Below are 20,991 nucleotides of genomic sequence, written 5' to 3' on the forward strand. Positions count from 1 at the left end.
GGTTCTGCCAAGTAATCAGTGCACATGGCTTGAACGAAGTTTAAGCCAGCGTCTTTTAGGCGCTGGCCTGTAATAAGCCCTTATAGGGCTGGTTCAAACCACCCCATTTTGGGGTGGTGCTGATTTTGCAGCTATTAATTAACTGGCTAAAGTTCATTTTGCAATGTATAATTTAACCAAAAAAGGAGGTCTTAATTATGGAGGGAACTAAATTTTGCCCTGTCATTAAAGCAGATTGCAAAAAAGAACAATGCGCCTGGTGGGATAAATATATAGAGGAATGCTCGGTCCTTTCGATAATGCTCGCATTGTGGGCAGACGTGGATGAAGATGAGGACGAAGAAGACGACGAAGAAGAAAAAGATGAAGAAGAAAAAGATGAGGATGAGGAAGAAATAGACAATGATAAAGATGGCGAATTTGAAGACGGTGAAGTAATAGAGTTCAAAGTCAAAATAAAGAGGTTGGACTAATATAACCCGAAAAATTACGGAATAACAAAGGAGTTTTTCGCAGCCAACCCCCCGCTTAAATGGCGGGTTTTTTTATAGGCGTTAGCCTAAACGGAAGAACCACCGGTAAAAGAGGTTAGACATTATAAAGGTAATGAAAATCGTAACCCATGTCCAGTACCACTTCCATTTTAAATATATAATCAGGTTGGTGTGTTTTTCCAGCAACACTTCAAAAACGGTAATTCCAGTGGTGTAGAAAAAATAATATATTACTTGCGTTGTTACGCTTTCTCCAAAGGGATAATACAGGTTAAAGAAGACGCAAATGACCGGGTAGGCGAAATACTCAAAGGTGAAACTGGTCCTGGTGGCTTTGCTGAATTGGCGCACAGGGTACTGTATCAAATTCAATTCAACAGTTATTAGCCCGAAAAACCATGTTAGAAACTGTTTAAAGAGTAATATTACAATGGCGTCACGTATCTTGTCTGCCGGTACCAGCCAAAAAAGCAGAATAACCAGCATAACATAGGTAATTAATATAATTTTATACTCTCTGGACATTGCCTCATACTCCATGTTAATTGGATATTAAAAGACAAGCTTCATGAAATAGCGTTCCCCGTTGCATGGTAGTTATGCCGCTGAAAAACTGCTTCCATACGGGCAAAAAAATAGAGGCATACCAGAAGTTTATTCGAACTGGGCATCCTCCCGCCTCTCGCTTACTAATCCACAACCTAACTAAATTTTAATTAGTTTTAAAATGTTTTTATAAAAGAGTTTGTCCTTTTGTTCCTGGCTGAAGAGATCGGAGTTACTGAGAAAGTCGACATATTTTTTCTGGTCTCGCCAGGGGCTGTCTGAGCCGAAGATAAAGTAATCTTCATTCTGCCTGTACAGTTCTTTTGCGTTCTCGTCCAGCACCATTTTTTCCAGCACGAATGACGTGTCGTAATAACACTTTTTATCCCCGTATAAATCCAAAATTTTTTCCCACTCGCCGTCTCCGCCCGCGTGGGCCATTATAATTTTCACGCCGTCGCCGGCAAAGTCTCTCAGCACGTTGACAAACCGCTCAATGGAAGCGTAGTCCGTATCAGGCATGCTGAGGTCGAAGCCCGAATGAAAATACAGGATTAAATCATTTTTCAAAGCCTCTTCAAAGACTTTATAAGCTTCTCTTGAATCAGCCGGGAAACCCTGGTAGGCGGGGTGGAATTTGAGACCCTGTATCCCCATTTCTATCATTTCGTGGATAACGCTTTTATTGTTGGGATCATAGGGGTGGACCGAGCCGAAGTAGATCATGCGCGGAGTGCGGTCGACCATCTGCCTCAGCCACCTTAAAATACCGCAGCCCTGTTCCCGCGTGGTGGCCACAGTCAGCACGATGGACAGGTCGACACCGGCTGTCTCCATGGAAGAAAGTAAATTATCAAAAGTACCGTCGGTATGGGCGTCCACCTTACCTTTGGTGTTTCCGAGAATGGTGCTGACCGCTTTTTCCGCCACGCGGTCGGGGTAAATATGGGTGTGGGCGTCAATAATCATGTGCTTTTTCCTCATCACAAAATATTTCTCGCTATTTAATACATATATCACAGCCCCCGGCTCCATGGCAATGGAAGAATCCCGTGCGCATATCGGGCGGGGAGCATTATATGGCATATGCTGGTAACATATCTTCCTGTTCCGGAATATTTTATCACTATACAACTCTTAATTGAAAGGTGAGAAAATCATGTCGCAGAACATGGAAGAACTGAAAAAACAAATCGCGGAAGTCGCAACAGAGGAATTGCAAAAGGTTGTGGAATTTTTAACCCAGAAAATTCACGAATTGGTGACCGGCCCCTCAATGTCAAGGGCACTGGAAGATGAAAAAATATCGGCTAATGTAGCATATCACTGCACCGGCTCAAAATTCGGCTGCGGCGAGTACAAATGTCCGTCTGATTACAATCACAGCTGTAAAGATGTTTTCGATTGCTCAATACGTTTTGGCGTCGGGTTAACGCCCCAGGTCGGCCCTCTCAGGGATTAGCAGCCACCGCTTACGGTATGGTCAGAACAACGGGGTGGGATTATGAATAGCTGTAAGGAAGTTTGCGACAAAGATGTGATCGGAGAAATACATTCAATACTGATGTCGGAAGCGCCTGATCTCACCCTGCTGAAACGCCTGGTTAAGATTAACTTTGGCTTTTCTCCAGATGATACCCGGAGGCTTATCTACCAGGTTACAAAAAATTTAAACGCCGCGTTTTTCCCTCCTGTCACCAAACTTGAGATCGTCCATACGGAAGGATGCAACCTTGCGTGCGCCTACTGTTTTGAAAAAAATATGCGCGGCCGCCATAAGATTAAATTTGACACTGCCAGGAAAGCTGTAGATTTATTATTTGATTATTCTGCAGGTGAGCCTGTGGTCAATATCCTTCATTTCGGCGGCGAACCGACTTTGAATTTTCCGTCTGTGCAAAAAGTAACTGAATACGCGGAGGAAAAGGCCAAGGCTTCCGGCAAATTGGTAGAATTCCACATGACCAGCAATGGTGTTTTAATTAACGAGGAAATGGCCGGTTATTTTTCACGGCATAAAATCATGGTCCTGCTGAGCATTGATGGGTTGGAAGAAGAACACAACAGGTTCCGGGTAGATGCAAAAGGCCGCGGGACGTTTGCAAAAGTTTTGAAGAGTGTGGAAATACTCAAAAAGTCGCAGCAGTGGGTTGGCGTCAAAATGACAGTGATGCCGGAAAACGCCCCCACTTTCTTTGATAGTGTTTTGGGACTTTACGACCTGGGCGTCAACCAGTTCCTGATCAGCCCCGCCACCGGCGTAAGGTGGGCCGAAGATGACATGAATACTTTTGCAAGGCAATACGGCAGGCTGTACCGCTGGTACAGAGAAAAGCCCCGCGGTGACCTGAGGATTGCGGAGTTTGACGAGGTTGATAAATATTCCTGCTTCTATGGATGCCACGCCGGCCGCAATAATATTGCCGTAAACGTAAACGGGGATATAACTTCATGCTCAAAGATTATGGCCATAAACAAGACCCGGCCGCCGGATAAACTGGGCGATGTCAATTACGGCTTAACCCACCTTGAGAACAGGTTTCAATTGGCGGGCTGCTCCCGCCTTCGTAGAGCGTGTGAATCGATGGGTATTTCCGGCGATTACCAGGGAGGCTGTTTTGCTGTTAATTATGAGGAAAACGGGGATCTGTTTTCCCCAAGTTTACAGCATTATGCATTCCATAAACTTATGGTCTCAGCCTGCAGTATGGGACGTGAGACGTGAGTCAAGGTTTCAACACCATGAGACTTTGTTAACAGCAGCCAAAAACGCCACAAGGGATTGTGGCGTTTTTTTCCGTCAATAATAAACCAAATCACCCGTGCGGGTGATTTGGCCAGGAGAGGTTATATCTGGGGGTGAAATTAAACGCCGCAGCCCCCGATCATGAAAAAGCCAAAACCTAAGATAAGCAGGATCAAGATCAGAAACAGGATAAAAGCCCAGTTGTTGCCCCAAGCACCGGCTTGCTCAGCTACATAATCAGCCAAGTAAAACCCTCCTTTCATTTTACAATAAAATATTCCAGAAATACTAAAATGGTTAACATTGAGCTCGAAAAAAGTTGCGGGCAGCCTGTTGACAAAAATTTTGACGGCGGACACAGCTGCCGGTTAAATAAAATGAAGGAAAAACAGATTTCATTAAAGAATGACGTTAAACAGGTTTCTTTAAGGGCAATTATACATTTACCAGGCAAACAAATATTTTTGGTTGATCCGGACGGGCTAATGACACCCGTGGCTGTTTAACCGTAACAGGGAGGGGCAGATAAATGTGCGGGCGCTTCACTTTATATGTTGACAGCAAAAAGCTCAACACGGTTTTTCATCTGACTGATAATATTTTTGATTATGTGCCGCGCTTCAATATCGCCCCGGGACAAAACATCCCGGTAGTTACACAGGGCGCCGGCGGCAGGGTGATCTCATATATGAAATGGGGCCTGGTACCACACTGGTCCAAAGATGTGAAAATTGGGAACCGTTTGATCAACGCGCGTGCGGAGACCATAGATGAAAAGCCTGCTTTTAGAACTTCATTCAGGCACCGCCGCTGCCTGATCCCGGCGGACGGTTTTTATGAATGGAAGAAGAGCAGCGGCAAAAAACAGCCGATGTATATCAGCCGGCCGGACAGGTCTGTTTTTGCGTTTGCCGGGATATGGGCGCAGTGGAGGGCGCCGGAGGGCAATAGTATCAATTCCTGCAGTATTATAACGACTGGCGCGAATGAGTCTGTCCGGGAAATACACGAGAGGATGCCGGTGATATTGGATGATGGCCGGCAGTTCCAGGCATGGCTGGAGCAAGATGACACTCTCGAGTTGAAAAAGCTATTACAGCCTTATAGCGGAGAACTGGCGGCATACCCTGTTTCGCCCGCTGTGAATTCTGTCGGGTACGATCACCCACACTTAATAGAGAGGGTTGATCTGACCGGAATTTAATAAGGTATCAAATAGTATAGCTGCGATTTATACCAAAGTGGTTTTTTGCATTGACATAATTATTGTAAAATAGCATCAGTTATTATTAGGCATGGTTTAAGAGGGTATCCGAATATGAGAAAAAGCCGGGCCATTGATGAATTATTAAGGATAATTCTCTGGTTGGACGTGCAAAAAACAACTGTAAAAGGACAGCATGACGGTTATCTGGATGAAAGGACATTAAAGGATCTGGCCGATAAATTAGTAGGTCTTGTTTCTCTTGTCCAGGCAAACATTCTAAAAAAATAAATCGACCTCATTTGAAAACCCCATACTTTTAGTATGAGGTTTTTTCTTTTTTTTGTTGCAAATATAGTTTTTTGCATAGTATTTATAAGATTATTTTTACTCCCGACAGCAATAATTATAAAAAATGGTAATAATGATCTTAATGCCGATCTAGATCAAGAGCGAAGGAGATGATCACTCTATTTAAGTTAAATTGATCAAAAATGATCGAGTATGATCATTTTTGAAGTTTGTAAACCGAATGCATATGGAATATATTAATATAGGGTGTTTGTATTGTGATTAAATTCCCTGTAAAACCCGTAGTCAAATGGGCTGGCGGGAAAACAAAAATACTTAACCAGCTATCCAAATACTTTCCTCGTGAGTATTTTAATTACCACGAGCCTTTTATGGGTGGCGGCGCGGTATTTTTTTATTTGTTTGAGGAAATCAGGAACAAAAATGCAAAAGCATACTTATCTGATTCGATCGAAGAAATAATTAATTTATATAGAGTGATCAGAGACGATGTGGAAAGGCTTATTACTATATCAAAAAAACATATATATGATCAAAAATATTATTATAATATAAGATCTCAAGACACGGCGGAACTGGACGATATACAAAGGGCGTCCCGTACCCTTTACCTGAATAAAACCTGCTTCAACGGGCTTTACAGGGTAAACAGCAAAGGCCAGTTCAACGTGTCTTTCGGCGATTACACCGACCCGGTCATAGTTAATGAGGAAGCACTGCGAAACGCGAGCCGCACCTTTCAGCAGGCCGAGCTGTACGCCGGTGATTTTGAGATTGTCATGAAAAACGCCAGGGCCGGTGACTTCGTATATTTTGACCCGCCTTATGTCCCCCTGTCGCCGACTTCGAATTTCACAGGCTACACATCCGGCGCCTTCGGCTTTGCCGATCACAGGCGTTTAAGGGAAGTATTCAGCGCCCTTCAGGAAAGGGGTTGTTACGTGATGCTGAGCAACTCGAACACGGAATTTGTAAGGGATCTGTACCGCGGCTGCAATATTAAAACCATCAACGCTATCAGAGCCATAAATTCAGACGCGTCAAAACGCGGTTCTATAAAAGAACTGGTTGTACTGTCGTATCCTGATCATAAGTGTCAGTTCGGTCACCCGCACTTGCAATTTAATCTGAGAAGCGGGGGAATTAAAAGCTGCCTGTAAGGAAAAAACTTAACCCACGAATCAATATGGGGGTTATTGAGTAAAATGGCAAAAATACCAAACGAGGTTGAAGCCGCCCAGAAATACGCCTCAGGAACATTTTTAGAGGATAATAATTTTAGTTTAACCAGGGCTCTGCCGATCGTTATAGGTATTGTTGCCTTTTTTGCACTCTACGAATTTTTAAAAGAAACTTTTTTCCCCAACCTCTCCGGGTGGGTCACCCACACTGCCAGCATTCTGCTGGTAGCATTGTTTTGCTTATCGTTTGTCCTGTGGTTTAACCGTTTATCAAAACAGCGGAACCAGGAATTTAAGTCCATGAACAGCGAGCTGCTGCGTGAGATCATCATCCGCAACCGGACAGAGGAAAGGCTGAAGTATCTAAGTTTCCATGACAACCTTACCGGCCTGTACAACCGGGCCTTTTTTGAAGAGCAGATGCAGCGGCTGTCAGCGCCGCGTTACAGCCCGGTAACCATCATCGTCTGCGACGTGGACGGGCTTAAGTTTATTAACGACACCCTGGGTCACGATATCGGCGATTCACTCCTGGTAGCGGTGGCGGAAGTGATCAAGAACTCTTACCGTGAAGGGGACGTGGTGGCCCGCACCGGGGGTGATGAGTTTGCCCTGCTGATCCCGAACAGCACAGAGGCCATCGTTAAAAAAACCTGTAATAAAATACGTGAATCCGTCGCCTCGTATAACGAGGAGAATTCAAAACTGCCCCTCAGCATATCCCTGGGTTTTGCCACAAGCCACGACGGGCTAAGCCCGGCAGACCTTTTTAAAGAGGCTGACAACAACATGTACAGGGAAAAGCTGCACCGCAGCCAGAGCGCCCGCAGCGCCATAGTCCAGACCCTGAAAAAGGCCCTTGGGGCCAGGGACTTTATTACTGAAGGTCATGCTGACCGGATGCAGGACCTGGTCATAGACCTGGCCAAGTCCATCTCCGTGCCGGAGAGGAAACACGCTGACCTGCGCTTGCTGGCGCAGTTTCACGATATCGGCAAGGTGGGCATCCCGGACAATATCCTCTTCAAGCCAGGTCCCCTTTCCAACGAAGAATACGCTGAAATGAAACGGCACTGCGAAATTGGCTACATTATAGCCATGTCGCCGCCTGACCTGGGCCCGATTGCGGAACTTATACTGAAACACCATGAGTGGTGGAACGGCGAGGGCTATCCGATGGGGCTGAAAGGGGAAGAGATACCGCTGGAGTGCCGGATCCTGGCTGTCGCCGACGCATTTGACGCTATGACCAGCGACCGCCCCTATCGCAAGGCACTGTCCAGTGAAGACGCGCTGAACGAGCTTAAAAAATGTGCGGGCAAACAGTTCGACCCAAAATTGGTCGATGATTTTGTGAAATTAAAAGGCAGAAACAGGATTTCCAACGCGGGCGTGGGACTACATTGACCACGGCTATGGCGGCACTGGTAATTCTTATATTGCTCGGCGTCCTGGTCCTGTGGCTGCTATTTTCTTCTAAGAGCAGCGTTAAGGTTAATAAAACAGTGAGCGGCGCAGATAAAGACAGGGAAGCCCAAAAAGTACAGGAACTGATAAAAAGGCTGGAAAAAGAAAATCCTGAATTGGTCAGTAAAATCAGGAGCCGGTTTATCGCGGACAAAAAACTGGAGTCTGTTAAAGAATCCGGTCAGGATGAAATCAGCAATGTTGTTAAGCACTGGATGTCAGAGAAATAAATAACCCGGCCTGGCCGGGTTATTTCCGCTTTAATAAGCGGCTATGATATGGGTAATTTAATACCCTGATCTATAATATGCGGGGTTCTCTAATTTTTGTTCTTATTTTTATCTATTTTATCAGGCGCCCATCGCACTTAAATTTTTGGGTCTGGTTACCTTTGCCGGTTATGAAACATAACCTATAAAAAAAGGAAAATTAGAGTATTCACCGTAGGAGGGGTGGTAAATAAGATGATACGCCTTCTTTATCCTTTGATTTTCTCAATGGCAATCATACCTGAATCAGATAAGTACCTGGAAAATTTACAGTCGGTGGCCCAGGCAGCTCAGATGACAGTAAAAAATATTAAAGACGGTATGGACGGCTTTCACAGCAACGTCATGAACTTTTACCAGATTATAAATGAAAAAAGCAAGCAGAGCCAGGGGCCCGCATCTTAATACGTTTGAGGTTTATAACCCTCGACGCCACCGGCTGGGTCCTGGCGCTGGCTCTTTTGGCGGTTGGGGAGTGGTTCTTCCACAGGTACCTCGCAGCTTCACCTGTCTGGGTAACGGGCGAACCCGGCGAAAAGTAAAAATTAATACAGGAGTGAAACCAAAAGGCCGTCCCCCTGTTTCATCGGAGGGCGGTCTTTTGGTCTTAATGTTTAGTAAGGCGGCCGGAAAAAGACTGCGTAAACAGATATAACCATGACAAAAGCAGCCAGGATGAAGACCCCGATCCCGCCGCGTTTGTTTCCCTTTTCCAGAGCCCAGCGGCCGTAGGTGTAGGTGTAATAGGTAACGACAAGCGGGGGGAGGAAAATCAGCAATTTCAACAATATGATCACTCCGTCTCCCAAGGTATTATTTTCATAATAAGCCCCGACCTTCTGATATGGCTGTGGACGGTTACGTTTATATCGGCATCCTGGTAACGGTGAAGCCAGTTAAATTCTTCCCATGCCTGGACGGTCCAGAAACGGTGTTTTAAGTGTTGGCCGAAGCCGAAGATATCCGACCTGAACTCCTCCTGGGTGCGCTTAATCAAGGTGTTGCAGCCCTGCTCGATGTATTTTGAGAAGGCTTCTTCATAAATGGGTTTCAGATCAGCTCTTACAAGAGTATTTACGCCGGTATAGGCCGTTACCTCCGGCTCCAGAAAAATATCGACATCGATGCTGACCTTGCCGTCCTCGTCGATATTTACCTTGTACTCGGGGCCGCGTGCCTGCTGCACCCGAAATCCGACAAAAGCCGGTTCTTCTGAAAGGGGGTCCGCCATGCTGATAAGGCCGCTGCCGAAAAGGCCCCTGATCATAAGGTAGTACCTGGTCTCCTGGCCGTTTAGAGTGCCCTGCATCTTGTCATGGAGAAAAACCGCGGTCCCGATGAACTGGGCCTTGTTCCTTCCGGCAACCGGCACTTCGCCTGCCACGTATTTGCCCATGGCGATGTCACCGCCCTTTGCTGCTCCCGGCTTGGCCGATTCAAACTCGCCCAGGTGGACGCCTACCAGGGGGGCTGTTGTTTCTATTGATTCGGACTTCAAATAATCATAAAACTGGGTCAACTGGATGCTTGAATACAGGCCGTGTTCATCGGACAGTTCGTAGATCAGGTCGTATTGTTTGGCCGGGCTTAAGGTAAGAAAAGGATTGTTATTTTCAATAAATTCTCTGGCTTTACCCCTTGAGATAAAGATTTGGGATGTGCCCCGGACTTCACGGTTACGGATCAGGGGAAGGAGCCATTTTCCTATTCCTTCCCTGGCGAGCTCTTCCGAAAATATGAATGCTTTGGCGTGGAGCAGGGACAGCGGTCTGTCGATAGTCGTGTTGAGCAAGTTCGACATGGCCAGCGGGGCATATGTCTCCACGCTGTATACTACAATGTTTTTTTCAGAATCACCTCCGCCGCCACCGCCGCCCCCGGCGAGAGTCCTGGGGTTGGCTATGCCTACGGTCACCACCAGGCTGTCCTTTTCTCCCTTGTCGAGACCCACCGCCAGGACGTAAGCAATTTCGTCGGACTCCCTGCTCCCCCAGCAGCCGGCCAGGGTCAAAGAGGCCAGAATTGTTATAAAGAGTGCGCAAATCCTAACCGTCCGCACGGCCGACCCTCCTTCTCAGCCAGTATGCGGCGATGATCAGCAGAGGCAGCAAATAGTTCGGGACCAGGGATAAAGGCCTCAGGAAGTCTGCATCCAGCTTAACCGCTGTTGACATGTCGGGAGGCAGCAGGCTGAGTATAAATATAACCAGCCCTAAAGGCCAGATTAAGGGGCGGTAGTCAGGGAGCTTTAAGGTCCTGGCCAGGGAAACGGACGCCCCGTAAAGGGTCAGGGCAATTTTCAACCCTCCGATAATGCTCCAGATAATCACGAATACTGCCTCCACCCGCTGAAAAAACCGGCCGAGGAAAATATTTCTGGTCACGGTGTAGAACGGCAGGGTGGACTCTGTGGTGTATTCCCTGCCTAAAGTAAGGACCGTGGCAGCCAGAAGCCCGCTTAATAAAAGGAAGGCGATCAGCATGGAACGGTAGCCGATTTTGCCGATATTATCAGGCCCGCCCATGGCCTGGACCAGGACCGCCGCAAGGATTATTTCGGTAAGAGCGGCTGTGCTGAAGGCGCCCTGGCCGAATACCTGGACAGGCCCGGTGCCGAAAAAGGGAAACAGGTTATCTAGACTCCACTGCGGCGACAAAGAAATTAAGAGGATAACTATTCCGCCGAAAATATAGGGGGCGGTAAGCCTGGCCGCCCGGGCCATCGCTTCTATGCCCAGGTAAGCTCCTAGTATCCCTACACTCAGGTAGGTTGTTGTAATTACGCTGATCGGCGTATAGGGAAGGGTGGAAAGAATCAGCGCTTCGCTGAACTCCCTGGTGAAAAGCATGCTGACAGATAAGAAAAAAGAAATTACTACAAGGTTAACAGCAATTCCCACGACGGGGCCAAAAGCGTCCTCGCTGATCTCGATAATAGTTTTATCCGGGCTTTTTTTCAGCACAGCCGTCATCAAATAAACCCCGGCCAGGGCGACGGCCAGCCCGCCGAGCGGTGTCATCCAGGCGGCCGGACCGCCCAGCTCGGCCAGGAGCCTGGGATAGGGCAGGAATATCCTAGCGATGTTGGATAAGATTAAAAGAATAATTGCTTCCGACAGGCCAAATTTGCCCTCTTTAATCATTTTTGTCACCAGCTTTTTCATCCGCGTTCTTTTTAATCCAGCCCCTGGACACTTTCGGCTGGCGGGTTGTCTCCTGCGGGTTAATGTAGTCCGGCCGCTTCTCGTGGAAAAATACAGGTGCCACGGTCACGACATCGGCCCAGTCCGAGGTCTTTGGCCCGGCCGGCGCCAGGTAGGGCGAACCAAAGGACTTGAGGTTGGCAGTTACAATAACCTGCGCTAAAAGGCCCATGGAGATCCCGAAAAAACCCAGTGTCGTGCCGAGGAAGATATAGAAAAACCGGTAGATCCTCATGGTAAAAGCCAGGGAATAGTAGGGGATGGCAAAGGAAGCCAGGCCGGTGACGGCGACGAGGATTACCAGGATCGGGCTGACTATGTTAGCCTGCACCGCGGCCTGTCCCAAAATCAGGGCTCCCACGATGCCTATGGTCGACCCCATCACGCCAGGTATGCGCAGGCCGGCCTCCCGGATCAGCTCAAAAGAGAACTCCATCAGGAGGACTTCGACAATAGAAGGGAAGGGGACTCTTTCGCGGTTCCCGGCGATGGCCAGCAGCAGCTCGGTCGGGATCATCTCCTGGTGGTACAGTACAACAGCAAGGTAAAAACCGGGCAGCAAAAACGACAGGAGAAAGGCCAGAGCGCGCAGCCACCGGATAAAGCTGCCGTACTGCCAGCGGTTATACAGCTCTTCCCCGGTATGCAGCTGCTCGTACATGGACGTCGGCACCACCAGGACGAAGGGGCTGCCATCAACTATTATGGCTACCCTGCCCTCGGCTACTTTTGAAGCCACCCGGTCAGGGCGCTCGGTGGCCAGGATGGTCGGGTTTAAGCTATAGGGGTTGTCTTCGATGAATTGTTCTATAACGCCGCTGTCCAGTACGTAATCTGTCTTGATGCTCTTGATCCGCCTCTTAACCTCTTTAACAAGGTCTGGGTTGGCCAGGTCGCGCAGGTACATGAAGGCCACGTTTGTCTGGCTCCGCTCGCCGACAACCACGAATTCGGTGGTCAAATTTTCATTTTTAATAATCTTCCTAAGCAGTGCCGTATTGGCCCGGAGGGTTTCAGTGAAGGCTTCCTGCGGCCCCAGGATGATCTGCTCGGCAACAGGCCTTTCCACGCCGCGGTGCTCCCAGCCCTTGGTCTCCACCAGCACTGCCCGGGCGCACCCTTCCAGAAACAGGACCGTGTCCCCCGTGTTAACCGCGGATAAGACGTCCTTGAGGCCGTCAATCACTTTTACCTGGTTGCCGGGAAGGAGCGCTTCCTTTACAAGTTCCGCCAGTTTTCCCCTGTCGTCCGGCGCCGGCCGGTCGGCAAAGAGCATCAGGGCCTGGAAAAGCAGGTCCTGCAAAGTCTTGTCGGTCAAGCCGTCAATAAAGACGGCCATGCCTTTAAGTGACGGGCTTGTTCCCAGGTAAAAATCCCTGAGCACAATGTCCTTGTTTTTGGGCAGGCCGTACAGCCTGTTGATGGCTTCCATGTTTTGATCAAGGGAGGAACTGACGGAATCCTGTTTAAGGGATGGTTCGCTTTTGTGCATCTCCGACGGGCGGCGAGGTTTTTTGAAACATATTCTTTTTGACTGGGGTCTGTCTTTATCCGGGGGTTTGCCGCCATTATCCGGATCACCGGACTTTCCGCTATTATCCGGATTAGCAGGCCTGCCGCTTTTATCCGGGCCGGCTTCTTTATCGTCTTTGGTTTCCTTCAGGATAAAACCTTCACGGTCCAGGTTTTCCTGGTAGGAGATCATTTTATGTAGGTTTTTCAGGATATTCATGGCACACCACCCAGCGATACAGCATTAAAGCATATTGTATCCTGTTGAAATGGAACTATGCACTCGTGAAACAGGTCCATAAAACAATGCCCGGTATAATAAAATTTCTAATAATTTATTTCAAAAGGAGTAATCAGCAATAATGTCGAAAGTCGTAATTAAAATATATTTTTCAAGGGAGAATATCTGCTGTCTGGAGGTTTGAGATATGGAACAGATCTGGGCGCCCTGGCGCATGGTCTATATTGGCGGTGACCACGGCGGTGATAAGTGTGTTTTTTGTGAAAAAGTCCAGTCGGCTGAGGACGAAAAAAACCTGATCCTGCTGAGGGGAGATAAGACATTTGTCATATTGAACCTTTATCCTTATAACAACGGGCACCTCCTGGTCATACCCAAGCGGCATGTGGGTGATATTGAGGAACTGGCCGTTGAGGAAATGACAGAGCTGTTTCAAATGACGCGGAAGATGGTCAGGGTACTCCGCTCTTACAACCCGCAGGGTTTTAACGTGGGGATTAACATGGGCAGGGCTGCCGGAGCCGGCATCCCGGGACATTTTCATATCCATGTGGTCCCCCGGTGGGTCGGGGACACCAATTTTATGCCTGTGTTCGGGGACGTCAGGGTAATATCCGAGTCCCTCGAGGGTACTTATAAGAAGCTGAAAGAAGCCCTGGCAGCCCTTGAAGCCCAAGAATGAGGGACGAATATTTATAAAATAAGAAGCAAGTTATGGCTAACATGCGACCTGAGGCAGCTTTGCTGCCTTAAATTGCATAACCCTTTATAGTCATAATTTTTTCGGTCCGGCGATTTAATTTTTTAAAAAAGCTTAAAAAACTGGTTCGAAAGTGATATATTTGAATTAGAAGCAAGGGTAAAGATATTTACAGGAGAGAGGGATACATTTTGCTGGTTAAAAATAAAAAAGATTTTCGAGCCTGCATGGAAAATAATATACCATGCGTTAAGCTTATTGGCTCAATTGAGGTACTGCCGAGTGATTTTTCGTGCGGGTTGGAACTGAAGTGCGGCAGAAAAGAGTGTACGGAATATGAGCCCGACCGGGAATTCTGGATTGAGGAGATTCAGAGCAGTTTCAAGTAGCCGAAGTTTTGTCGCAGCCATAGCAACTCCCGAATAAATTAGAATAAAGTATTTACTCAGCGATAAATACAATATAATTTAAATTGGAGTGAACCCCGGTACATTTTTACCCTGGTAACATGTCCCGGGGTTTTAACTTGGCTATATCCGAAGCGAACTTACTACCGGCGGGTTTGACAAGACCTGCCTTGCTTTAGCCAGGGCCATTAATTTTTCGAACCCTTTTAGCTCATTGAACAGCAATTTTTCACAGAGTTCTATCAGGTCATCCCGGTAGGCTATTGTTAACGCCCGCGTGTGCAGTGCGATGGCCGCCTGGAAAGCCACAGTCAATATACCCAGTAATTCTTCATCACTTGTCCTGATTTTGTTGACCTGTCCCGGTGAGTATTGATATTGCCTTAAAGGAGGCCGGGGTGGAATGGTAATACCCTCATTCTTAAGAACAGCTTCCAACTGCTCCATTTGCGGTATTACGATCTCATTCAGTCCCCATGTGATCAAATTAATAAGGTCCTTATCTTTTGTACTGGCCAGGTAAATTTCCATGTTTACCTGGCTCAGATACCTTGAGGTCAGTTCCTCCCAAAGAATTCCCACCTCATTCATATTCAAACTGTCTTTTTTGGCAGTAGCCGGTGGAGGCGGAACGAAATGATTTCTTTTTTTCCCAAAGTCGAGTAAAAATTTATAAACTCTTATGTAATCATTCATCAAATCAAGAAAAACATCTCGGACCGATTCCCTGGTGCAGGCCATTATAGCACGGGTATAAAACATAATATAGACTTGTCCAAAACCAACGATGTTTCTGATTACTTCCTTATCTGTCAACTGCACCTCCTGTCCGGTTCCCGGCCCTCCCTGCAAGGTTTTGGAGGAGGGTCTTGGAGGAACGGTAAAGCCCTCATTTTTAAGAATATCCTCCAATTTCTTAATGTGCAGAGCGAATGTTGCGGTGGTCAGTCCCTTTAAATATGTTTGCAATTGAGCATCTTCGGTGTTCATAAGGTTTAGCTCCAGTATTCCGATTAACTTGTAGGCAGATGAAAGCCCTTCCCACAAGTAATATACTTCTCCTGCGTGTATTGGCTTCTCTGCTTCGGTAGTTTGGAAGGGCAACAATTTCTTAAAAATTTTCATCATTATTATTTCCTCCAGTATTAAGATAGTCTCTTATTAATAATGTTCTATGATTTATCCAATTATACAAAAACAAAATCCTCCTTTGCCACTCGCAGACCGAGTAGTACAAAGGAGGAATCCGATATGTCTAATTTAGACTCACTTAATCCGGACATCAATCCGAATCCTTGAGAATATTGACTTGGTGCGGGCGAAAGGACTTGAACCTTCACGGGAATTACCCCACTGGATCCTAAGTCCAGCGCGTCTGCCGTTCCGCCACGCCCGCTTTTTAAAATGGGTTGGAACTTAAACAGCTCCAACCCCAAATTTGGTGAGCCATGCTGGACTCGAACCAGCGACACCCTGATTAAAAGTCAGGTGCTCTACCGACTGAGCTAATGGCCCATAAACTGAGATTGGAAATTAAATATCAGGCGTTGGATACTTGGAATCCGGTTTGCCGGATTGCTATTATCCAACAACTAACCTCCAACTTCCAATCTTATATACATGGCTGGGGCGGCTGGATTCGAACCAACGAAATGCCGGTTCCAAAGACCGGTGCCTTACCACTTGGCGACGCCCCAGTATGAGTAGTGGGTCGTGTGTCATGGGACGTGTGATGTTTTAGTAATCTTCCCGGGTCTTTTGGACCCTTAAGAAAACCCCTGATTTCTAACGTCTCAATTCTCACTTCTCACGTCTTTTTATGGGGTGGATGATGGGACTTGAACCCACGACCCCCAGAGCCACAATCTGGTGCTCTAGCCTACTGAGCTACACCCACCATGTCAGCGGGACACATACGTTGAGAATACCTGATTACCCGCACAAGATATGTTAGCAAATTATCAGAGTGTTGTCAAGGAAAATGCGTGCACTTAAAAGGCCTTGCAAAGGGAGGGACTTTAGTGCAGCCGGGCTGGATACCAGGGTGAATATATCATATAAAGAGGAAATAAATCATCTGATTTTGGTTTTTTTTATTGATAAATGATATCCTTGCAGATATAATTTAATAATACGTTGAACGTAGGGTTAGAAAAAGCATTAGTATAAAAAACATTCAAGCCCACATGTAATAAATCAGGTTTAAAAGAGCCAGGGCTTTTTTAGTCGTGCGATTTTAGTTTTACTTCGGAGGAATTATATCCCTTCCCTACTAGAATAAAAATTTAAAATTGGTTACAATATTAATACTGTGATCTGGTGTTTATTGTTAATATGGAGATTGGTTGTCCTATTTATTAATAAATACCTTATATAATGACACAATTTAAGGGGGAGCATAAATGAAAGCCAACGCCGAAAGAATAGAAAAGAACACTGTTCAATTGGAAATAGAGGTGGAGGCAGAACAGTTTGACCGGGCCATTGACATAGCTTACCGCAGGCTTGTGCAAAGGTATAACGTCCCGGGTTTTCGCAAGGGTAAGACGCCAAGACAGATATTTGAGCGGTATGTCGGTAAAGAAGTCATTCTGGAAGAGGCTATGGAATCGGTAGTGCCTGAAGCTTATTACAAGGCTGTCGCGGAAACCGGCATTGAGCCGGTCGATCAGCCTAAAGTTGATGTTGTGCAGGCCGAGGAAGGCAAACCCGTGGTATTCAAAGCTACGGTCCTGGTTAAGCCGGAAGTCGTACTTGGCCAGTATAAGGAAGTGGAAGCTAAAAAACCGTTAACCGAGGTTCCGGAGGAAGAAGTTGACAAGGCCATGGAACGTCTTCAACAGCGGCACGCCCAACTGCTGACTCTGGAAGAGGGAATAGTCAAAAAAGGTGATATCGCCGTTATAGACTTTCTCGGCAGGGTAGACGGGGAGCCTTTTAAAGGCGGGGAAGGCGCGGACTACTCCCTTGAAATAGGATCCGGTTCTTTTATTGAAGGTTTTGAAGATCAATTAATAGGCGTTTCAATCGATGAGACGAGAGACATCAACGTTACCTTTCCCACCGACTACCAGGCGGCGGAGTTGGCCGGAAAAGACGCTGTTTTCACAGTATCCGTGAGGGGCATTAAACGGAAGGAACTGGCCGAGTTGGACGACGAGTTTGCCAAGGACGTCAGTGAGTTCGATACTCTGGAGGAATTAAGGACTGACATATCGAATAAATTAAAAGAGGCTGCCGAGGAAAGGGCAAAGTTCCAGCTCAGGCAGGAAGTTGTCAGCAAAATTGTAGACGGCACTGATCTTGAAGTGCCCGCGCCCATGGTTGAAAGCCAGCTGAATGACATGATCCGCAACCTGGAAGGCCGCGTCACCAGCCAGGGTATGACCATGGAGAACTACCTTCAGTATGCGAACACCACTATAGAAGAATTGAGAGGGCAGATGCAGCCGGATGCTGTGTGGGCGGCCAAGATGAACTTAATAATGGAAGCCATAGCCAAGGCTGAAAACATTGAAGCCACTGAAGAGGAAATTAAAGAAGAAGCCGCCAAAATAGCCAGGTATTACAATACAGGCGAGGAAGAGCTGCAAAAAATACTGGACAATAAGGGACAGGTAAATTTCCTCACAGACCAGATTGTCAGAGAAAAAACCCTGCAGTTTCTCGCGGATAACGCAAAAATCATCGAGGGCGCCGATGAGCCTGAAACCAAGCAAGCCGGCGAACCTGAAGCCGAGAACACCGGTGAACCCGAAGCAGGGGACACCAACGAACCGGCAGCGGAATAATATTAAGAAGGTCTTTTGAAAAATTTTAATAAGGAGAATTTAAAATGAACCTTGTACCGATTGTAGTTGAACAGACCAACCGCGGCGAACGCTCATACGATATTTATTCCAGGCTTTTAAAAGACCGCATTATTTTTCTTGGCGGGCCGATAGAAGATACAGTGGCAAATTTGATTATTGCCCAGATGCTTTTTCTTGAGGCGGAGGACCCTGAAAAAGATATTCAGTTTTATATTAATTCTCCCGGTGGGGTGGTGACCGCCGGAATGGCTATTTACGATACCATGCAGCATGTCCGCCCCCCTGTTGCCACTATCTGCATCGGTCAGGCCGCCAGCATGGCATCGCTGCTTTTAGCCGCCGGGACAAAAGGAAAACGTTTTTCACTGCCTTATTCCCGGATCTTAATCCACCAGCCTATGGGAGGAGTGCAGGGCCAGGCGACTGATATCGAGATCCACGCCAAGGAAATTCTGCGCATGAGAGGGACTTTAAATGATATTCTGTCCAGGCATTCCGGTCAGCCTCTTGAAAAGATTGCCCTGGACACTGAGCGCGACTATTTCATGTCAGCCCAGGAGGCTAAAGATTACGGCCTCATAGACGAGGTCTATAATGTCAGGAAGCAAAGGTAAAAGAGGTGGAAATATGTTTAGCGACAAAGGGCAGTTGAAGTGTTCCTTCTGTGGCAAGCTTCAGGACCAGGTGAAGAAACTGGTTGCGGGCCCCGGTGTGTACATCTGCGATGAATGCATCGAGCTTTGCAACGAAATTATTGAAGAAGAGCTCAGCGAGGACCTGGGCTTGGATGTTGGTGACATACCAAAGCCCAAGGAAATTAAAGAGATCCTTGACCAGTACGTTATCGGCCAGGAGAGCGCTAAAAAATCCCTGTCCGTTGCCGTATACAACCACTATAAAAGGATAAATCTCGGCGGCAAGATCGACGACGTTGAACTGCAAAAGAGCAACATAGTCATGCTGGGTCCCACCGGCAGCGGTAAAACACTTTTGGCCCAGACTCTGGCCCGCCTTTTGAACGTGCCATTCGCCATTGCGGACGCCACCTCTCTGACCGAGGCTGGTTACGTGGGAGAGGATGTGGAAAACATCCTGCTCAAACTAATCCAGGCGGCTGATTACGATGTGGAGAAAGCTGAAAAAGGCATAGTATACATTGACGAGATCGATAAAATAGCCCGCAAGTCAGAAAACCCATCCATCACCAGGGATGTCTCGGGTGAAGGAGTCCAGCAGGCTCTTTTAAAAATCCTGGAGGGCACAGTAGCCAGTGTGCCGCCGCAGGGCGGGCGCAAACATCCCCACCAGGAATTTATCCAGCTTGATACCACGAACGTGCTTTTTATTTGCGGCGGTGCTTTCGATGGAATTGAAAAGATTATATTAAACCGCATCGGCAAAAAGGCGATGGGTTTCGGGGCGGAAATAAAAGCCAGAAAAGAGCAAAAGATTGGTGAAATACTGAGTAAGATTCTGCCTGAGGACCTTCTCAAATACGGACTCATTCCGGAGTTTGTAGGCAGGCTGCCGATAATTGTAACTCTGGATGCACTGGATGAGGACGCCCTGGTCCGCATTCTCACCGAACCGAGAAACGCGCTGGTCAAACAGTACGAGAAGCTGTTTGAACTGGACGGCGTTACCCTGGAGTTTTCCCAGGACGCCCTGAAAGCGGTCTCGGAAGAGGCCTTGAAGCGGAACACAGGCGCCAGGGGTTTAAGGTCAATTTTGGAAGAAGTCATGCTTGACGTTATGTATGACATCCCGTCCCGCGAGGATATCGCCAAGTGCACGGTAACAGGCGAAACAATAAAGAAAAAAGAACCTCCGCATATAATTGCCATGGACCGCAAGAAGAAAAAAGAAGAAACAGCGTAAATGAGTCGTGAGAAGTGAGACGTGGGCCGTGAGATTCGGGTATTCCTCTCAGTCCATCAAACCAATAAAAAAATCCTGACCGGATCCGGTCAGGATTTTTTACGTGATAATTTACTTTTTGCAGGGGCCTACCGGCAGGACAACCCGCCCGAAAACGGTGTTGTATATTCCGGCGGCGGATGTGTACCAGGCGGCGAGGGCGGTAACGATCCCGCAATAACCGGCCGCTACGTGGTTGCCGAGGTCAAGCAAAATAAATGTAACAAGTAACAAGGTAAATACGACTACCAGTGCCTTATTAGTGCCGAAACTGCCAATCCACATATAAAAAGTGAAAATAGTCCATGCGATCAGGAATAACAAAGCAGCTTGTGGAGGTACCACGAACCACTTTAAAAGGGCTCCTATTTCAAAAAAGCCCCAGGAGACCCAAAACGCGCCGTAGGATGTAAAAGCGGTTGCTCCAAACACGTTGTTTTTCTTGAATTCCCACATGCCGGCCAGGATTTGGGCAGTTCCGCCATAAAACAGGGCGCAAGCGATAATCATGCTTAATGCTTCTCCTGGAACCAGAGCGGCGTTTTTCACGCTCAACACAAACGTGGTCAGGGCAAAACAGGCCAGGCCAAGCGGCCCGGGATCGGCAATGCTGGATTCTTTAATTTCATAAACGTTGTTAGCCATTTTCTCTACTCCCCCCTAAAAATGTAACAAAAAGACCAAAACACACTCTACCAAAAAAATATGTTTTTCGACACCCCCTAATAAGTCTTTTCAATAAGCGCATAAGCATTTTGTAATAATTATATCTATATTTGCCAGGATTGTCTATGCCATAAGTACAATGTAAAGATGCTGACTATGACCAAAGTTATAGTATCAGTCATTATATTAGAACTATAGTACATATTTTGTTTTCATTTAAAGCATGGAATTGTTCTTTTTGTACATATTGGTCTTTTTAAGGCGGGTAAGGTTAGAATGTGAAAAATTTAGCAATACTAAAAGGTAGAACCATC

Annotated in this window: 24 protein-coding genes and 4 tRNA genes; 15 read left to right on the forward strand and 13 right to left on the reverse strand. The window is 47.0% G+C overall.

The window, feature by feature from the left end; all coding sequences use genetic code 11:
• The first annotated feature begins 197 nt into the window (after positions 1–197).
• Positions 198–473 carry a hypothetical protein gene (locus tag ACOBQJ_RS05160; RefSeq protein WP_421070669.1) on the forward strand — a complete coding sequence of 92 codons (276 nt, stop codon included), beginning with the start codon at positions 198–200 and terminating at the stop codon, positions 471–473.
• A gap of 81 nt (positions 474–554) precedes the next feature.
• Here ACOBQJ_RS05160 and ACOBQJ_RS05165 read toward each other — a convergent pair whose 3' ends face one another.
• Both ACOBQJ_RS05165 and ACOBQJ_RS05170 read right to left on the reverse strand, forming a co-directional pair.
• Positions 555–1,019 (reverse strand): CBO0543 family protein, encoded by a 465-nt coding sequence (locus ACOBQJ_RS05165; protein ID WP_421070670.1) that lies wholly within the window; start codon positions 1,017–1,019, stop codon positions 555–557.
• A 180-nt stretch (positions 1,020–1,199) separates the two neighbouring features.
• A complete protein-coding gene (locus ACOBQJ_RS05170; protein WP_421070925.1) occupies positions 1,200–2,024 on the reverse strand; it encodes an amidohydrolase family protein in 825 nt (274 codons plus the stop codon).
• Positions 2,025–2,199: 175 nt separating this feature from the next.
• Between ACOBQJ_RS05170 and ACOBQJ_RS05175 the strand changes: the two genes are divergently transcribed.
• Both ACOBQJ_RS05175 and ACOBQJ_RS05180 read left to right on the forward strand, forming a co-directional pair.
• Positions 2,200–2,502 carry a hypothetical protein gene (locus ACOBQJ_RS05175; protein ID WP_421070671.1) on the forward strand — a complete coding sequence of 101 codons (303 nt, stop codon included), beginning with the start codon at positions 2,200–2,202 and terminating at the stop codon, positions 2,500–2,502.
• A gap of 42 nt (positions 2,503–2,544) precedes the next feature.
• Positions 2,545–3,765: a radical SAM protein gene (locus ACOBQJ_RS05180; RefSeq protein WP_421070672.1), complete on the forward strand. Its 1,221-nt coding sequence runs from the start codon at positions 2,545–2,547 to the stop codon at positions 3,763–3,765.
• Between the two features lie 140 nt (positions 3,766–3,905).
• On the opposite strand, the gene ACOBQJ_RS05185 is transcribed toward ACOBQJ_RS05180, so the two are convergent.
• Complete coding sequence (locus tag ACOBQJ_RS05185) at positions 3,906–4,031, reverse strand: hypothetical protein (RefSeq protein ID WP_421070673.1); 126 nt, start codon at positions 4,029–4,031, stop codon at positions 3,906–3,908.
• A 284-nt stretch (positions 4,032–4,315) separates the two neighbouring features.
• On the opposite strand from ACOBQJ_RS05185, the gene ACOBQJ_RS05190 reads away from it, so the two are divergent.
• The 7 genes from ACOBQJ_RS05190 (at position 4,316) to ACOBQJ_RS05220 (ending at position 8,761) form a co-directional block, all read left to right on the forward strand.
• The gene (locus ACOBQJ_RS05190) at positions 4,316–4,990 is read left to right on the forward strand and encodes an SOS response-associated peptidase (protein WP_421070674.1); all 675 of its coding nucleotides are present in this window, start codon (positions 4,316–4,318) and stop codon (positions 4,988–4,990) included.
• Positions 4,991–5,104: 114 nt separating this feature from the next.
• Positions 5,105–5,281, forward strand: a complete 177-nt coding sequence (locus ACOBQJ_RS05195; RefSeq protein ID WP_421070675.1) for a hypothetical protein — start codon at positions 5,105–5,107, stop codon at positions 5,279–5,281.
• Positions 5,282–5,559: 278 nt separating this feature from the next.
• Positions 5,560–6,462 (forward strand): DNA adenine methylase, encoded by a 903-nt coding sequence (locus ACOBQJ_RS05200; protein ID WP_421070676.1) that lies wholly within the window; start codon positions 5,560–5,562, stop codon positions 6,460–6,462.
• 45 nt (positions 6,463–6,507) lie between these two features.
• Entirely contained in the window at positions 6,508–7,890 is a 1,383-nt protein-coding gene (locus tag ACOBQJ_RS05205; protein WP_421070677.1) for an HD domain-containing phosphohydrolase, read from the forward strand.
• 8 nt (positions 7,891–7,898) lie between these two features.
• Positions 7,899–8,180, forward strand: a complete 282-nt coding sequence (locus ACOBQJ_RS05210) for a hypothetical protein (protein ID WP_421070678.1) — start codon at positions 7,899–7,901, stop codon at positions 8,178–8,180.
• A gap of 234 nt (positions 8,181–8,414) precedes the next feature.
• A complete protein-coding gene (locus ACOBQJ_RS05215; protein WP_421070679.1) occupies positions 8,415–8,624 on the forward strand; it encodes a hypothetical protein in 210 nt (69 codons plus the stop codon).
• A gap of 5 nt (positions 8,625–8,629) precedes the next feature.
• Positions 8,630–8,761, forward strand: a complete 132-nt coding sequence (locus ACOBQJ_RS05220) for a hypothetical protein (protein WP_421070680.1) — start codon at positions 8,630–8,632, stop codon at positions 8,759–8,761.
• Between the two features lie 72 nt (positions 8,762–8,833).
• On the opposite strand, the gene ACOBQJ_RS05225 is transcribed toward ACOBQJ_RS05220, so the two are convergent.
• From ACOBQJ_RS05225 to ACOBQJ_RS05240, 4 genes are read right to left on the reverse strand one after another with little or no spacing between them, the layout of a single operon-like run.
• Entirely contained in the window at positions 8,834–9,007 is a 174-nt protein-coding gene (locus ACOBQJ_RS05225) for a hypothetical protein (protein ID WP_421070681.1), read from the reverse strand.
• Between the two features lie 5 nt (positions 9,008–9,012).
• A complete protein-coding gene (locus tag ACOBQJ_RS05230) occupies positions 9,013–10,278 on the reverse strand; it encodes a Ger(x)C family spore germination protein (protein WP_421070682.1) in 1,266 nt (421 codons plus the stop codon).
• Positions 10,265–11,383 carry a GerAB/ArcD/ProY family transporter gene (locus tag ACOBQJ_RS05235; RefSeq protein WP_421070683.1) on the reverse strand — a complete coding sequence of 373 codons (1,119 nt, stop codon included), beginning with the start codon at positions 11,381–11,383 and terminating at the stop codon, positions 10,265–10,267. The genes ACOBQJ_RS05230 and ACOBQJ_RS05235 overlap by 14 nt, the downstream gene beginning before the upstream one ends.
• Complete coding sequence (locus ACOBQJ_RS05240; protein WP_421070684.1) at positions 11,355–13,154, reverse strand: spore germination protein; 1,800 nt, start codon at positions 13,152–13,154, stop codon at positions 11,355–11,357. The genes ACOBQJ_RS05235 and ACOBQJ_RS05240 overlap by 29 nt, the downstream gene beginning before the upstream one ends.
• A gap of 208 nt (positions 13,155–13,362) precedes the next feature.
• On the opposite strand from ACOBQJ_RS05240, the gene ACOBQJ_RS05245 reads away from it, so the two are divergent.
• Together ACOBQJ_RS05245 and ACOBQJ_RS05250 are read left to right on the forward strand one after the other, a co-directional pair.
• Positions 13,363–13,857: an HIT family protein gene (locus ACOBQJ_RS05245; protein ID WP_421070685.1), complete on the forward strand. Its 495-nt coding sequence runs from the start codon at positions 13,363–13,365 to the stop codon at positions 13,855–13,857.
• A gap of 209 nt (positions 13,858–14,066) precedes the next feature.
• Complete coding sequence (locus ACOBQJ_RS05250; protein WP_421070686.1) at positions 14,067–14,264, forward strand: hypothetical protein; 198 nt, start codon at positions 14,067–14,069, stop codon at positions 14,262–14,264.
• A 141-nt stretch (positions 14,265–14,405) separates the two neighbouring features.
• Here the strand turns inward: ACOBQJ_RS05250 and ACOBQJ_RS05255 are convergent, their stop codons facing one another.
• From ACOBQJ_RS05255 to ACOBQJ_RS05275, 5 genes are all read right to left on the reverse strand, one after another.
• Positions 14,406–15,410 carry a DUF3231 family protein gene (locus ACOBQJ_RS05255; protein ID WP_421070687.1) on the reverse strand — a complete coding sequence of 335 codons (1,005 nt, stop codon included), beginning with the start codon at positions 15,408–15,410 and terminating at the stop codon, positions 14,406–14,408.
• 182 nt (positions 15,411–15,592) lie between these two features.
• A tRNA-Leu gene (locus ACOBQJ_RS05260) sits at positions 15,593–15,678 on the reverse strand.
• A gap of 43 nt (positions 15,679–15,721) precedes the next feature.
• Positions 15,722–15,797, reverse strand: a tRNA-Lys gene (locus ACOBQJ_RS05265).
• Between the two features lie 106 nt (positions 15,798–15,903).
• Positions 15,904–15,979, reverse strand: a tRNA-Gln gene (locus tag ACOBQJ_RS05270).
• A gap of 123 nt (positions 15,980–16,102) precedes the next feature.
• Positions 16,103–16,179 (reverse strand) — tRNA-His (locus ACOBQJ_RS05275).
• Positions 16,180–16,684: 505 nt separating this feature from the next.
• On the opposite strand from ACOBQJ_RS05275, the gene tig reads away from it, so the two are divergent.
• Genes tig through clpX form a run of 3 tightly spaced genes read left to right on the forward strand, consistent with a single transcriptional unit; the run spans position 16,685 to position 19,972 of the window.
• Positions 16,685–18,073 carry a trigger factor gene (gene tig / locus ACOBQJ_RS05280; protein ID WP_421070688.1) on the forward strand — a complete coding sequence of 463 codons (1,389 nt, stop codon included), beginning with the start codon at positions 16,685–16,687 and terminating at the stop codon, positions 18,071–18,073.
• A gap of 44 nt (positions 18,074–18,117) precedes the next feature.
• Positions 18,118–18,708, forward strand: a complete 591-nt coding sequence (clpP, locus tag ACOBQJ_RS05285) for an ATP-dependent Clp endopeptidase proteolytic subunit ClpP (RefSeq protein ID WP_421070689.1) — start codon at positions 18,118–18,120, stop codon at positions 18,706–18,708.
• 13 nt (positions 18,709–18,721) lie between these two features.
• Positions 18,722–19,972, forward strand: coding sequence for an ATP-dependent Clp protease ATP-binding subunit ClpX (clpX, locus tag ACOBQJ_RS05290; RefSeq protein WP_421070690.1), 1,251 nt, complete (start codon positions 18,722–18,724; stop codon positions 19,970–19,972).
• Positions 19,973–20,083: 111 nt separating this feature from the next.
• On the opposite strand, the gene ACOBQJ_RS05295 is transcribed toward clpX, so the two are convergent.
• Complete coding sequence (locus ACOBQJ_RS05295; protein WP_421070691.1) at positions 20,084–20,656, reverse strand: acetate uptake transporter; 573 nt, start codon at positions 20,654–20,656, stop codon at positions 20,084–20,086.
• Positions 20,657–20,991: the final 335 nt, after the last annotated feature.

Source organism: Pelotomaculum propionicicum, from assembly GCF_048984525.1.
Taxonomy (GTDB): domain Bacteria; phylum Bacillota; class Desulfotomaculia; order Desulfotomaculales; family Pelotomaculaceae; genus Syntrophopropionicum; species Syntrophopropionicum propionicicum_A.

Excerpts from the sequence above, each read along its gene's own strand:
- ACOBQJ_RS05160 (WP_421070669.1), top strand. The coding sequence starts at position 198 with ATGGAGGGAACTAAATTTTGCCCTGTCATTAAAGCAGATTGCAAAAAA.
- ACOBQJ_RS05165 (WP_421070670.1), bottom strand. The coding sequence starts at position 1,019 with ATGTCCAGAGAGTATAAAATTATATTAATTACCTATGTTATGCTGGTT.
- ACOBQJ_RS05170 (WP_421070925.1), bottom strand. The coding sequence starts at position 2,024 with ATGAGGAAAAAGCACATGATTATTGACGCCCACACCCATATTTACCCC.
- ACOBQJ_RS05175 (WP_421070671.1), top strand. The coding sequence starts at position 2,200 with ATGTCGCAGAACATGGAAGAACTGAAAAAACAAATCGCGGAAGTCGCA.
- ACOBQJ_RS05180 (WP_421070672.1), top strand. The coding sequence starts at position 2,545 with ATGAATAGCTGTAAGGAAGTTTGCGACAAAGATGTGATCGGAGAAATA.
- ACOBQJ_RS05190 (WP_421070674.1), top strand. The coding sequence starts at position 4,316 with ATGTGCGGGCGCTTCACTTTATATGTTGACAGCAAAAAGCTCAACACG.
- ACOBQJ_RS05195 (WP_421070675.1), top strand. The coding sequence starts at position 5,105 with ATGAGAAAAAGCCGGGCCATTGATGAATTATTAAGGATAATTCTCTGG.
- ACOBQJ_RS05205 (WP_421070677.1), top strand. The coding sequence starts at position 6,508 with ATGGCAAAAATACCAAACGAGGTTGAAGCCGCCCAGAAATACGCCTCA.
- ACOBQJ_RS05210 (WP_421070678.1), top strand. The coding sequence starts at position 7,899 with ATGGCGGCACTGGTAATTCTTATATTGCTCGGCGTCCTGGTCCTGTGG.
- ACOBQJ_RS05215 (WP_421070679.1), top strand. The coding sequence starts at position 8,415 with ATGATACGCCTTCTTTATCCTTTGATTTTCTCAATGGCAATCATACCT.
- ACOBQJ_RS05235 (WP_421070683.1), bottom strand. The coding sequence starts at position 11,383 with ATGAAAAAGCTGGTGACAAAAATGATTAAAGAGGGCAAATTTGGCCTG.
- ACOBQJ_RS05240 (WP_421070684.1), bottom strand. The coding sequence starts at position 13,154 with ATGAATATCCTGAAAAACCTACATAAAATGATCTCCTACCAGGAAAAC.
- ACOBQJ_RS05245 (WP_421070685.1), top strand. The coding sequence starts at position 13,363 with ATGGAACAGATCTGGGCGCCCTGGCGCATGGTCTATATTGGCGGTGAC.
- ACOBQJ_RS05255 (WP_421070687.1), bottom strand. The coding sequence starts at position 15,410 with ATGATGAAAATTTTTAAGAAATTGTTGCCCTTCCAAACTACCGAAGCA.
- tig (WP_421070688.1), top strand. The coding sequence starts at position 16,685 with ATGAAAGCCAACGCCGAAAGAATAGAAAAGAACACTGTTCAATTGGAA.
- clpP (WP_421070689.1), top strand. The coding sequence starts at position 18,118 with ATGAACCTTGTACCGATTGTAGTTGAACAGACCAACCGCGGCGAACGC.
- clpX (WP_421070690.1), top strand. The coding sequence starts at position 18,722 with ATGTTTAGCGACAAAGGGCAGTTGAAGTGTTCCTTCTGTGGCAAGCTT.
- ACOBQJ_RS05295 (WP_421070691.1), bottom strand. The coding sequence starts at position 20,656 with ATGGCTAACAACGTTTATGAAATTAAAGAATCCAGCATTGCCGATCCC.